Genomic DNA, 12,705 nt, shown 5'->3' with positions numbered 1-12,705 from the left:
CTAGACAAAATGACACCAAATGAGTTTTACTATGATCAGCTACCCCAACAAAACAAGGTGGCTTAACTAGAGCGGAATATTACTTATAAATACGCTTTTAGTTGTTCAAACAAGTGGGACCACCTCTGACTATTATGTACATTTGCTTCCCCATTATGTAACATCATGATGGATTTAACTATTGATAGCCCTAAACCACCAGTTTTTGCTTTGGAATGTCGACTACTATCAATTTGATAGAAACGCTCAAATAAATGATTCAAATGCTGTTTATCAATAAAAATATTTTTAGTTAACACTTCAATATCGACATAGTCTGCCAGGTAGGAAAACCTATTGCGTTTTATCCTTTGAAAGAAGGCGACCATCGTGACTCCTTAAGACAAAGTGAATTCCTGATTGGAAATTTTATTAATTCAGTTGAAGAAAGGAAATCTGTAAATACCTGCAGCGTAAAATAGTATGGTAGATCCAAGAGTTTGAACTCAAAAAACTCTTATACAGAATTAAAATTTAGCATTTCAATTTTAAATATAAAAAATTGAAGTAAATCAATATGATGATAAATGGTTTTTTATTACTAAATGATAAAACTTCTCTTGTAACAGAGGATGCTGCGGACGTTTATGATCAAACCACAGAAATATCCAAGAAAATGCCAGTCAATTTCTTAACTGACTGGCATTACATCTTATAATTTATAATGAATTTTTCAGCGATTAGATCACTACTTTATCAATTCATGTAAATACACTAATTAGTGGGATTGATTTAATTCATTATCTGTTGCAGAGATAATAGATGCAAAAATTGGAACACCCACAATAATGGGGAATGAAAGGATCCATACGTCAATTGTTACTTGACTTGAAAATAAAAACTGGTTGACAAGAGCAGCCAAAATTAATAATGAAACTAAAATACTAGTGAATCGGATTACAAATTTGATAGGCATTTGCCTGCTCCTAGGTGAGTCTAGCTGTTGTTGTAAAGTATATACCTTATCTGACTGTCCTTAAATCCATAAATAGCTGTCCAGTTCATTTTACGTGGACAGTATCGTGATGTTGAGCAGATAAAAAAGTGGGGCTCAGCGAATGCTTACAGTTTTACGCTCCATTTGATAGAGTTATTGTACGGACAATAAGATTAATCCAGCTTAAATTATTCAATCACTAATACTGAATTTCACCATTTTGTCTTCACGCTTTGTTCACACCCACCTAGGTTATCTTAAGCCTAGAATACAACAAGGCTAAAAAATGAAGATGCTATTTAAATCTGTTTTTGCAGCGACAGCACTTGCCATCATCAGCTTAAGTACAACGACTCGAGCAGAAACTGTTGCACCTCAGGCAGTCGATCAGGTAGATATCGAGCAGTATGCAGGCAAGTGGTATGAAATTGCGCATTTACCGATGTATTTTCAGCGTAAATGTGTCTCGAATATCTCTGCACAATATAGCGTTAATACCGATCAAACCATGCGTGTTTTGAATAGTTGCCGGATTGCCAATGGTGAGATGATCAGCTCTGAAGGTATTGCCTATCCGCAAAATAAGGGCAACAGCAAACTGAAGGTCAGCTTTTTGCCTCAAGCTTTAAGATGGATGCCATTTAGCAAAGGTCATTACTGGGTATTACGAGTAGACCCAGAATATAAAGTGGCACTGGTAGGTGGGCCAAGTAACAAATACCTGTGGATCTTGTCGCGTGAACCGCAACTGGATGAAGCCACTTATCAATCCTATCTGGAAACTGCAAAACATTATGGTTATGACGTGACAAAACTGATCAAATTGCCGCATTAATCTGTTACCCTTTTGCCGAACTGACCACGCTCTCTACACAGTTCGGCTTTTTTTTATTTACTTCACATAAAATTCATATCTGACTGATTACACTCATCAAATAGAATAAAGACAATCGCTTGAAAGTAGGATGAGTCCATGTTGAAAAGTCTGATGCGATGGATAGACAGCTGGTCTACACCCACACAGCCCAAAACACTGACAACTGAAAACAGTAAGATTCAGTGGCTGAGGATTTTACCCTTTATTCTATTACATCTGGCCTGTCTCGCCGTGTTCTGGGTGGGAGTGTCTTGGTTTGCGCTGGGATTTATGCTGCTGTTCTACCTGATCCGCATGTTTTCCATCACCGCTTTTTTCCATCGCTATCTGTCACACAAAACTTTTCAGACCTCGCGTCTAGTGCAGTTCCTGTTTGTGCTGATTGGCACCATGAGTGCACAGCGTGGTCCGCTATGGTGGGCGGCGCATCACCGTTATCACCACCGCTATACCGATACCTTGCAAGATCCGCATTCCTCGACGCATGGTTTTTGGTACAGCCACGTCGGCTGGTTTTTAAATGAATATAATTTTGCCACGCGTAAAGAAGTCATTAAGGACTGGCTGAAATATCCGGAACTGATCTGGCTGGATCGCTTCAGTTTAATTGTGGTGCTGCTGACCGCAGGCGGAATTTATGCATTTGGGGAATGGCTAGCCATCACCTGGCCGCAACTCGGTACGTCAGGCCTGCAATTGCTGGTCTGGGGCTTTGTCATCTCTACCGTGTTACTGATCCATGCCACCTTGTGTATCAATTCACTGGCGCATCATTACGGCAGCCGGGATTTTGACACTGAAGATCAAAGCCGCAACAACTTATTCCTGTCCATTATTACCTTGGGCGAAGGCTGGCATAACAACCATCACTACTATGCTGGCAGTACTCGGCAAGGCTTTTACTGGTGGCAGATTGATATCACCTATTATCTGCTGAAACTCATGTCCTGGCTCGGACTGGTCTGGGGAATCAAACCCATTCCGGCAAGGGTCTATCAAGTCAGTAAAATTGCTCAGGCCAGAAAACAGAAAAAAGCCGCTACGACAGGCACTCACAAAATTCAATCGAAGGAATCACCATGAAAATTGCAATTATTGGTTCAGGTATTTCCGGTCTGTATGCTGCCTGGAAACTCAGCAAAGTGCATGAGGTCACGGTCTTTGAAAAGAATAACTACTTCGGCGGTCATACCGATACCCATCAGCTCAATATAGACGGTGAACAGGTCGCGGTGGATAGCGGCTTTATTGTGTTTAATGAGCATAACTATCCGCTGTTCTGCGCCATGCTGAAAGAACTTGGAATTCAATCACAAAGCAGTGACATGGGCTTTTCGGTGAATAATCAGGTCAGCGGCTTACAGTACAATCCTTCAAAAAAATTCTCCCTGCTTTTCCGCCCACAAAATTTTCTGAATGCTGATTTTCGCGCGATGTTGTCGGATCTGTTCCGTTTCTATGCCGCCAATAAAGATCTGGATGTGGAACAAGTCGATGCACAGCTCAGTATTGATGAGTATCTGAATCAGCATGGCTATTCCCAAGCCTTCCGTCAGGAACATCTTTATCCGATGTGCGGGGCGCTGTGGTCCTGTCCGGTGGAACAAGCCGGACAAATTCCCTATAAGTTTGTGGTGAGCTTTTTCCAGCATCATCGCATGTTACAACTGAAAGACCGACCGTTATGGCTCACAGTCAAGGGTGGATCGGCTCGCTACGTTCGTGCGATTCAGTCCCAGGCCAATATTATCTTCCGCAAGACCGGCGTTCTACATGTCTCGCGGAGTGCCAATGATGTGCTGGTTGAAACAACACAGGGCAGCGAACGTTTTGACTGGGTCGTATTTGCCAGCCATGCTGATGACAGCCTGAAGTTACTGAAAGACCCGTCCGCGCAGGAGTTGGACGTACTGAGCAAGTTCCGCTATCAGGATAACCGCATGGTGGTGCATTCTGATACCCGCATCATGCCAAAATCCAGACGCCAATGGGCTAGCTGGCATGTGCATGTGACCCCGAGTCAGGCCACCGAACAGACCCCATTCCAGCACAGTGGTATGCACTATGGTTTCAGTTACTGGATGAACCAGCTGCAAAACCTGCAATGCAAAACCCAGGTCTTTGCCACCCTGAATCCTAATTTTGCCCTGGATCCTAAAAAAGTCTGGGTAGAACGGCATTACCGTCATCCGGTGTTTGATGCCCCGGCGATTGAAGCACAACAACGCTGGGCCGAGGTCAATACTCAGAACCGCACCTCCTACTGTGGCGCTTACTGGGGCTGGGGCTTTCATGAGGATGGGGCACGTAGCGCTTCATGGGTAGTCGATCAGCTATTGCAGCAGACCGAGCAGGCAGCTAGGAGCGCATGATGCAGATGTATCCACTGGCGATCGCCGCTGCCGAAATCCGGCATCGCCGTTACCTGCCCAAAGCCCATGCTTTTGAGAGCCAACTGACCTATCTCTGGTTTGATCCGGATCAACTCTCAAGCTTTACCCAAAAATCCTGGCTCTGGTCTTCCAGACACTGGAATTTCCTGACCCTGGATGAGCGGGATTTTCTGACCATGGAATGTGGTTCGATTCGGCAGAAGGTCGCACGCCTGCTGATCAAGCGGGAAAACTACCTATTACCGCATGCCGCGTCTATCCGGGTTCTGGCCTTGCCACGCACACTCGGCTTTCGCTTTAATTCTGTGGTGTTTTATCTGGTCTTTGATGCCACCGACCAATTGCTCTTTGTACTGAGTGAAATTACCAATACACCGTGGAATGAACGTCAGGTCTATATCCATGACTGCCGGCACAATGCAACTGAATATGCGCCGTACCAGAGTCACCAGTTTGATTTTAAAAAGGCCTTTCATGTATCACCGTTCATGCCGATGGTACTGGATTACCGCTGGCGCTTCAGCTTCTCTGATCAGCAGAACGTGATTCATATGCAGCTGTTTCAGCAGGGCGTGCTGCAATTTGATGCCACCCTGAAATTTTCTCTGCAGGCCATCACGGTTCCTTCACAGCAGTATCGCTATGCTGTGTTGAAAGTTCTTGAACCCTTCAGGATGGTCAGCGGAATTTATCTGCATGCCTTCCGTTTATGGAAAAAGAAAATTCCGTTTTACCGACATCCTAAAAAAGAAAAAGGAAACACATTGCGATGAAAACACTGTTAATGGGAGAGCAAAGCACACTGCCAGTGATATTGCGTCATTTGCTGAAATTGCGGCATGGTCAGCTGATTTTTAAAGGCGTCTGGAACGGGACAGTCGGCGAAAACAGTGATCTGCAGGCCGTGATTCAGGTGCATGATACCCGTCTGATGGAACTGTTGTTCCGTAATGGTGTGCTTGGTGCGGCAGAAGGTTTTATCCGCGGTTACTGGAGCAGTGAAGATCTGGTGGATGTCATCCGCATTTTGGCACGTAACCGCGATGTACTGGACCGGATGAATCAGAATGCAGTGGCCAAGGCCAGCCAGTTGCTGTTAAAGGCTTGGTACAAATCGCGCAAGAATTCGATTGATGGCAGCCGCAAAAATATTGCCGAGCATTACGACCTGAGCAATGACTTTTTCAAGCTGTTCCTGGATAGCAGCATGATGTATTCCAGTGCGGTATTTAAAGAGCCGGGTATGAGTCTGGAACAGGCTTCGGATTATAAAAAAGAGCTGATCTGCCAGAAACTCAAGCTGAAACCGATGGATCATTTAGTCGAAATTGGCAGTGGCTGGGGCGGTTTTGCCATTTATGCCGCGCAGCAGTATGGCTGTAAAGTCACCACCATCACCATTTCCAAGGCACAGTATGATGAAGCCGTGGCCCGGGTCGCTGCAGCCGGACTATCACATCGCGTCACTGTCCAGCTGAAAGATTACCGTCTACTGGAAGGCAAATACGACAAGCTGGTGTCGATTGAAATGATCGAGGCAGTAGGTGAGCAGTATTTGCCGACCTATTTCCGTAAATGCCGTGAATTGCTAAAACCGAACGGTTTGGCCCTGATTCAGGCCATTACCATTGAAGATGCACGCTATGCCAAAGCCCTGAATACCGTGGACTATATCAAGCGCTATATTTTCCCGGGCAGTTTTATTCCCTGTATTAGTGTCATGACCCAAGCCGCTTCCGAACAAAAACTGCGTCTCAAGCATCTGGAAGATATCGGTCAGAGCTATGCCCAAACCCTAAACTGCTGGCGTCAGCGTTTTCTGGAGCAGCGTGATCAGGTGCTGCAACTCGGCTTTGATGAGCGCTTTATCCGCATGTGGGATTTTTATCTGTGTTATTGCGAAGGTGGCTTCCGCGAAGGCGTGATCAGTGATGTGCATCTGCTGTTCGAAGCCAGTGCTTATTAAGCCGAGATAAAACAGGAGGGCTGACATGCTGCTGAATTTACTGGTGCTGAATGTCTTTATCATGTTCTGTAGCTGGCTGCTGGTGACCTATAACCAGCGTGCCGGACTGGTCGATGTGGCCTGGAGCTTTGGTATTGCACTCAACGTCATTATCTCGGCCTGGGTCATGGAAACTGCACCGCTGCTGGTTCGGGTTTTTCTGGGCGTGTTTAGCGGCATCTGGTTTTTACGCCTGACCTGGCATCTACTGCGCCGTTATGCCAATGAAACTGCAGAAGATACCCGTTATGCCAATATGCGCCGGGCCATGGGCGATTATCAGCATCTCGGTTTTCTGGCCTTTTTTATGTTTCAGGCCGGTCTGGTGGTGCTGTTTTCCTATCCGATGCTTGAGCTACTGAGCATTCCAATCCAGCAGTGGAATGACTGGACACAGGCTACGGTATTTGTGGCAGGCATGATCATGCTGCTGGCCCTGATGGGGGAAAGCACGGCCGACCAGCAACTCTACCGTTTCAAACTGAATCCACAAAACCAAGGCAAAACCCTGGACCAAGGCTTATGGAGATATTCACGCCATCCAAACTATTTCTTTGAATGGCTGCACTGGTTTGCCTATCCAATCCTCGGTCTAGGGGCAGGTGTTTATGAATTATGGCTGTATCCACTGTTGATGTGGCTGTTTCTGTACTACATCACCGGTATTCCCTTTAGTGAACAACAGGCGCTGACACATCGCGGCGACAACTATAAAGACTATCAACGACGAACTTCAATGTTTATTCCGTGGCCACCCAAAGAGTAGGTAAATACATGGACTTTATGATTCAACAATCTTTAAAACTGATCGAAAGTGGCAAACTGCCCGATCCGGTGATTCGGACCGGCATTCGTACTTTAAGCAAAAAACGCCTGGCACAGGAAGGACGCTTCGACCCGGCACTGGCGGCACAGCGCTATATGGATGTGCTGCATATGCTAAAAAACAGCGAGATTGCCATCGAGACCGACAAAGCCAATGAGCAGCACTATGAACTGCCCACCGCATTTTTCCAGGCAGTACTGGGCAAACGTCTGAAATACAGCGCCAGCCTGTTTGAACACGCACATACCACACTGGATCAGGCGGAAGAAGCGGCACTGGCCAGCTATTGCCAGCGTGCACAGTTGCAGGATGGACAGGATATTCTGGAAATAGGCTGTGGCTGGGGTTCTTTCAGTTTGTACATGGCGGAACATTATCCCAAGGCTCGCATTACTGTGGTGTCGAACTCCTCGACCCAACGCCAGTACATTCAAGAACAGGCCAATCTGAAAAAACTAGAAAACCTGACGGTGATGACCTGCGACGTCAATGTACTGCAACTGGAAGCCGCTTCTTTCGACCGTGTGGTTTCGGTGGAAATGTTTGAACATGTACGTAATTACCAAAAACTGTTTGAAAATATCAGCACCTGGCTGAAAGCAGATGGCTTGCTGTGGTGCCATATTTTCTGTCACCGTTTCCTGCATTATCCGTTTGAAGTGAAAAATGAATTTGACTGGATGTCAAAATATTTCTTTAGTGGCGGTCTGATGCCTGCAGCCTCAACCTTCCTGCATTTCCAGCAGCATTTGCAGCTGGAACAGCACTGGCAATGGGCAGGCACCCAATATGAACGCACCGCAAATGCCTGGCTGGAGAATATGGACCAAAAGCAAGTCGAGCTGCAGCCCCTGTTTGAACAGACCTATGGTGCAGATGCTGCAATCTGGTGGCAGCGCTGGCGAATTTTCTTTATGGCCTGTGCCGAACTATTTGGTTATGACCATGGTCGTGAATGGGTGATCGGCCACTTTCTGTTTAAGAAAAAAGTCATATAATTGAACGATGAATCGGATGGGCCAGCGGGGAATAGACCAATGTTAAGGCTGTTTAGGGACAAACGCGATCATCCTTTGGGTGAGGTGTTTAACCGCTACTACTGGCTGCAAATCGGATTCATTGCCCTGTCTGTGGTGATCGGGATTGCCTGTAGTGCCTGGGTAATCAAGGGTTCCTTGCTCAGAACTGCGCTGGAACAGGAAATGTCACACTACTGGCAGCGGCTGGAACGTAATCCAGCTGCTGAACTGCCCGACACCAAAAACCTGTATGGTTACCGCTGGAACGATGTGCCGCCGGTCCAATTTCGCCACATGCAGCTTGAGCAAGGGGTGAACCGGCATTTTGTCGATGGCAAGGAGCGCATGACCGTTTATGGTGAAAAAGACGGACAGCATGTGCTGCTGGTGTTTGGTGAAAGCAACGTCAACAAGCTGGTCTGGCTGTTTGGCCTAGCACCGCTAATGGTCAGCCTGTTTGTGCTGTATAGCGTGCTGTGGTGGTGGAATCGCCGTGCGCGGCGCTATTTTTCCCCGATTACCCGCCTGGCCAATGCGCTGGAGCATATTGACTGGGAACACCAGAAAAATCAGGCTTCGCCGTTTCAGGACATCCGTACCGACTCCAATCTGGAAGCGGAATATCTCAAGCAGGCATTAGAAAAATATCATCAGGTGTTAAGCGAGTTTATTCAGCGTGAACGCGAGTTTACCGGTGATGTCAGCCATGAGCTGCGCACGCCACTGACCATTTTAAAGGGCAATGTGCAGCTGTGTCAGGCACGCTATGGCGACAACAAGTCCTTTACTCGCCTGCACAATACCATTGAAGACATGCAACTGCTGGTCGATACTTTGCTGGCTATCGCCCGCAATACCACCAATACTTTAAGTGCAGAACCGAGCATGCTGTCCCAGTTACTGGACAATCTGGTGCAGGATCTGGACAGCGTTAGCCATAACAAAGGCATGCAGATTGACCTGCAAAAAGACCTCGATGAGCAGCCGCGTAAACTTTATCCATCGATGACCAAAATGGTGTTTGGCAATATTCTGCGTAATGCGCTGAACTATTCGCAAGGCACAGAAATTGATGTGATTCTGCAAAAAAATAAAGTACTGATTGCCGATAATGGGGTCGGGATTCCTTTGCCGAATAATGCCAAAGTCCAGGAGCTGTCTGGACAGCAGCTGCAACTGGAAATCAAAGGACATGGCATTGGCCTGCAACTGGTACAGAAGCTGTGCAAGCAGTTGGGCTGGCGGGTGGAGCTGTTTGACCGGCAGTATTATCTTAGCACCCATCAGGATGTTGATCTGGCGATGACTACCGGACTGATTGTGGTGGTGTATTTAAACGAGGTTTCCGCTTGAAAAGCTTAAGCGTCTAAAGCGATTTTTAAACCGACACCAGATATAGTATGAATCAGCTTCTGCTCAAAAGGCTTGTCGACCATCTTACGCAGATTATAAATATGACTGCGTAAAGCATCACTTTCTGGTTCTTCATCGCCCCAGAGTTCCATCATGATTTCCTGTTTGGTCAGCACTTTAGGTGAATGGCGCATCAGCAGTTTAAGCAGTTTAAACTGAATCGGAGGCAGTTCAATGGTCTGCCCAGCCCGGGTCAGCTGCTGTCTGGCCGGATCTAGGATAAGATCGTGAATTTGCAGACGGCTACTAGAGACTTCACCCAGCGAACGCTTGATCAGGGCTTTGACTCGCACCACCAACTCGTTAAAGTCAAACGGCTTGACCAAGTAATCATCCGTACCGGAATTAAAGCCTTTGAGTTTATCGTCTAAGGTATCACGAGCAGTGAGCATCAGCACTGGCAGGTCCAAACCTTCTTCATGACGCAGCCATTCGCACAGTTCATAACCGGAACCGTCCGGCAAGTTAATATCTAATAGCAAGATATGATAGCGTTGCTGTTTCAGTAGCTGGCGCGCAGCATTCAGATTGCGGGCATGATCCACCACAAAATCATGTTCTTCCAGAAACTCGCATAAGGTAGAGGCCAGTTCATAATGGTCTTCAACCATGAGGATAAAATGTTTGGACATAGTCACGGATACTAATTTAATAATTGCTGTTTTAATTTAGCACTAAATGGCTGGGGACCAAGCCATATATTAAAATATTGCTGGGCCAGCGGATGCTGCAGCTGCCCTAAATTTTTCCGGTTGAGGGATAAACTCAGGGTTTGCGTGGCATGGCTGTATTTCAAGCGGTACAGATCACCTGATCTGACCGGACGATACAAATCGCTGATCGGATTGAAAATGGCCTGGATGTTGGGGTCTTTGACATTACGCTTGAGCAGATGTATGGCTGCACGCTTAAATGCCCATTCGGGAATATTCTGGGTATAGGAAAAGTCCATCTGGATCGTCTGCTCTTTCCAGGGCTGGTTACAGTTTTGGGCAAAATAACTGGCCATACCGACCTGTTTTTGGCCCACCATCAGCAGGCCATTGCCACATTGATTCAAGCTTTGCGCCTGCGCCCATGAACTAAAACTTCCGAGCAGCAGCGTCATGCCTATTGCGATTTTTTGAAAGGCAGTAGCCATGAATAGGCTCCTCCGACATAAGGCAAGGAACGGTACAGGCCATTGGCCGGGTCCCAGAAATCCTGCTGGAAAATAATCTTATTGTCCTCGTTAACCTTGATTTCACTGATGCCAAAAGAGTCCATACTGCGGGTCGTACCGAACATTTTAAAATCATAGGCCATATGCCAGTGCACATAGGCAGAATCTTGATGATAAGAGGTGTTTAACAGCTTGACACTGACCTTACTGACCCGTTTGTTCATGCCCTGAAAATGCTGGACTAGATTTTGCCGGGATGAAAACTGCGACAGGGTATCGTTAATAAACAGCGGATCGGCATACAGCGAGCCAGCTCGTTCTACAAAAGCCGATGTGCCCAAAGTATTAAATGCTGAGGTAAAGCGGGTGCCAATATCCAGCGCTTTGGCCTCATCCAGGGCTACCCCCTGAACAGCGCTTCTGGATTTTGCATAATCGTTTGAATAACTGGGAATACTTTGACATCCGGCCAAAGATAGCAGCGGTAAGGACAAGGCTGCTGCTATTATTTTCTTAACATGTTTCATTATCACTGTCCGTCTTAAATTTATGTATTTACTCTAGATAAAGAGTCGTGAACAGAATGTGAAGAGCAAAGCTGTCCCGAATGTTAGTATCGCGCGATTCTAACCTTTGCTTTTAAGAAAGAGGGGCTTAAAAATCATTCATCATACCGCATGATGAAAGAGAGCCCCAAATGGCTCTGTATTTTCTGCTATCGGCGGGCTAAGTCCATTTATTCAGCTCGGATTTATACTTTTCCACATCGCTCTTATCTTAAATTCAACTTAATAAAAGACCACAAATCAAGTAAAATAAAAGTTAGATCAATAGTTTATCTGGATGCTGGCAGAGATGAAGTTTTAAATGCTGTAAATGACCTGTTGTTCGACCTATTCAATACGCTTATTTGAGATACTCTTTCTATGGATCAATTACATCACACTAAAAACTCTCAAAATGCAGCACTGATCGAGATCGATGAGGGCATTCGGCTACATATCACTTGGGCACAAAAAGTATTTCAATATCTCGTTTTAAAAACACCCGCCGAGCCACAATTTTCCGAGAAAGAGAGTCATTTATTGTGTCATTTTGGCAAATGGTTTCAATCAAATCACGCTAAATTTGAAAAAATCAATCCTGACAAGACTCGGGAACTGGAGCAGGTGCATTATCTGGTGCATCATCATTTGCATAATATATTTTCCAAGCTCAGAGACAATCAGTGCGTAGAGGCCGCTTTAGTCAGTCAATATCAAAAAAGTCAGAATGATCTACTGGAGCTACTGATTTATTTTAGAACCCATTTGATTACCCAAGCATTGCAGTATGATCCTTTAACCGGTTTGGCTTTAAGATATGGAATGGAGAATCAGTTCAGTAGCTTGCGTCAGAGTACTGAAAAAAACCAGAAAATAATGGCGGTCGGTTTACTGGATTTGGATCATTTTAAAGCAGTCAATGATCAATATGGACATCAGGCAGGCGATGAAGTTCTTGCCCATACAGCGCAGATACTGCGTGATTCTCTTCGAGACACGGACAACATTTTTCGCTTTGGTGGCGAGGAATTTCTAATCTTTCTAGAAGTGGACAATGCCGATTCCCTGCATGAGATTATCGACAGAATTTTTCAGTCACTGCATAGCAATCCGACCCGACTAAAAAGTGGTGAAGTGATCTATATCACCGCCACGGTCGGTATTATCCACGTCGAGCCTGATGAAACCATGGAAAAAGCCATTGCAAGAGCGGACCAGGCGATGTATTCAGGAAAGCAGCAGGGACGAGACCGGGCAGTCTTTGCATGACAAGATATTTTGTAGATTACTCGTCTGCTGGGTGTCTCATTCTTGACATACTCCCTCCACTTTCGACTAGCTCCTTGCGAAACTCGTTTCTCAGGGATTCTAAAAGCAAAAGCTCTTAGGTGACTTCCTCACGGATTTCACTTGCTTTCTGCTTCACAGGGCGACCTTTACCGCATCCACCCTCCACAGACAAAACGGTATGTCCTACCGCCAAAATGTT

Annotated in this window: 14 protein-coding genes and 1 pseudogene; 10 read left to right on the top strand and 5 right to left on the bottom strand. The window is 46.0% G+C overall.

From position 1 onward, the window contains the following. Nucleotides 1-83: 83 nt before the first annotated feature. A complete protein-coding gene (locus tag FTT87_RS14415; protein WP_373423528.1) occupies nucleotides 84-368 on the bottom strand; it encodes an ATP-binding protein in 285 nt (94 codons plus the stop codon). Here FTT87_RS14415 and FTT87_RS16095 point away from each other — a divergent pair. Further along, nucleotides 315-461 (top strand): annotated as a pseudogene (locus tag FTT87_RS16095) (alpha/beta hydrolase); the annotation flags it as partial. The gene FTT87_RS14415 and the pseudogene FTT87_RS16095 overlap by 54 nt on opposite strands. A gap of 296 nt (nucleotides 462-757) precedes the next feature. Here FTT87_RS16095 and FTT87_RS14410 read toward each other — a convergent pair. After that, nucleotides 758-955, bottom strand: a complete 198-nt coding sequence (locus tag FTT87_RS14410; RefSeq protein ID WP_180044177.1) for a hypothetical protein — start codon at nucleotides 953-955, stop codon at nucleotides 758-760. A 307-nt stretch (nucleotides 956-1,262) separates the two neighbouring features. Here FTT87_RS14410 and FTT87_RS14405 point away from each other — a divergent pair, with 307 nt between their 5' ends. The 8 genes from FTT87_RS14405 to FTT87_RS14370 all read left to right on the top strand — a co-directional run bounded on the left by FTT87_RS14405 (nucleotide 1,263) and on the right by FTT87_RS14370 (nucleotide 9,449). After that, nucleotides 1,263-1,811 carry a lipocalin family protein gene (locus FTT87_RS14405; RefSeq protein WP_180044175.1) on the top strand — a complete coding sequence of 183 codons (549 nt, stop codon included), beginning with the start codon at nucleotides 1,263-1,265 and terminating at the stop codon, nucleotides 1,809-1,811. Nucleotides 1,812-1,949: 138 nt separating this feature from the next. Further along, a complete protein-coding gene (locus tag FTT87_RS14400) occupies nucleotides 1,950-2,936 on the top strand; it encodes an acyl-CoA desaturase (protein ID WP_180044173.1) in 987 nt (328 codons plus the stop codon). After that, a complete protein-coding gene (locus FTT87_RS14395) occupies nucleotides 2,933-4,225 on the top strand; it encodes an NAD(P)/FAD-dependent oxidoreductase (protein WP_111885229.1) in 1,293 nt (430 codons plus the stop codon). The genes FTT87_RS14400 and FTT87_RS14395 overlap by 4 nt, the downstream gene beginning before the upstream one ends. Beyond that, entirely contained in the window at nucleotides 4,225-5,019 is a 795-nt protein-coding gene (locus tag FTT87_RS14390) for a DUF1365 domain-containing protein (RefSeq protein WP_111885228.1), read from the top strand. Before FTT87_RS14395 ends, FTT87_RS14390 begins: the two co-directional genes overlap by 1 nt. Beyond that, the gene (locus FTT87_RS14385; protein ID WP_086197547.1) at nucleotides 5,016-6,212 is read left to right on the top strand and encodes a cyclopropane-fatty-acyl-phospholipid synthase family protein; all 1,197 of its coding nucleotides are present in this window, start codon (nucleotides 5,016-5,018) and stop codon (nucleotides 6,210-6,212) included. The genes FTT87_RS14390 and FTT87_RS14385 overlap by 4 nt, the downstream gene beginning before the upstream one ends. Nucleotides 6,213-6,237: 25 nt before the next feature. Next, nucleotides 6,238-7,017 carry a DUF1295 domain-containing protein gene (locus FTT87_RS14380; RefSeq protein ID WP_180044171.1) on the top strand — a complete coding sequence of 260 codons (780 nt, stop codon included), beginning with the start codon at nucleotides 6,238-6,240 and terminating at the stop codon, nucleotides 7,015-7,017. Between the two features lie 8 nt (nucleotides 7,018-7,025). Further along, nucleotides 7,026-8,075: a cyclopropane-fatty-acyl-phospholipid synthase family protein gene (locus FTT87_RS14375; protein WP_180044169.1), complete on the top strand. Its 1,050-nt coding sequence runs from the start codon at nucleotides 7,026-7,028 to the stop codon at nucleotides 8,073-8,075. A gap of 39 nt (nucleotides 8,076-8,114) precedes the next feature. Further along, complete coding sequence (locus FTT87_RS14370) at nucleotides 8,115-9,449, top strand: HAMP domain-containing sensor histidine kinase (RefSeq protein WP_086197544.1); 1,335 nt, start codon at nucleotides 8,115-8,117, stop codon at nucleotides 9,447-9,449. A gap of 5 nt (nucleotides 9,450-9,454) precedes the next feature. Here FTT87_RS14370 and FTT87_RS14365 read toward each other — a convergent pair whose 3' ends face one another. From FTT87_RS14365 to FTT87_RS14355, 3 genes are read right to left on the bottom strand one after another with little or no spacing between them, the layout of a single operon-like run. Further along, on the bottom strand, nucleotides 9,455-10,141 hold the full coding sequence (locus FTT87_RS14365) for a response regulator transcription factor (protein WP_166171898.1): 687 nt from the start codon (nucleotides 10,139-10,141) through the stop codon (nucleotides 9,455-9,457). Between the two features lie 11 nt (nucleotides 10,142-10,152). After that, complete coding sequence (locus FTT87_RS14360) at nucleotides 10,153-10,650, bottom strand: chalcone isomerase family protein (RefSeq protein WP_180044168.1); 498 nt, start codon at nucleotides 10,648-10,650, stop codon at nucleotides 10,153-10,155. Next, nucleotides 10,620-11,198, bottom strand: coding sequence for a nuclear transport factor 2 family protein (locus FTT87_RS14355; protein WP_180044166.1), 579 nt, complete (start codon nucleotides 11,196-11,198; stop codon nucleotides 10,620-10,622). The genes FTT87_RS14360 and FTT87_RS14355 overlap by 31 nt, the downstream gene beginning before the upstream one ends. 399 nt (nucleotides 11,199-11,597) lie before the next feature. Between FTT87_RS14355 and FTT87_RS14350 the strand changes: the two genes are divergently transcribed. Next, on the top strand, nucleotides 11,598-12,485 hold the full coding sequence (locus tag FTT87_RS14350; protein WP_180044164.1) for a diguanylate cyclase: 888 nt from the start codon (nucleotides 11,598-11,600) through the stop codon (nucleotides 12,483-12,485). Nucleotides 12,486-12,705 lie beyond the last annotated feature (220 nt).

The organism is Acinetobacter sp. YH01022, from assembly GCF_013420235.1.
Classification (GTDB): domain Bacteria; phylum Pseudomonadota; class Gammaproteobacteria; order Pseudomonadales; family Moraxellaceae; genus Acinetobacter.
The sequence above is the reverse complement of the archived record's forward strand: the minus strand, read 5'-3'. Positions and strand labels throughout refer to the sequence as shown.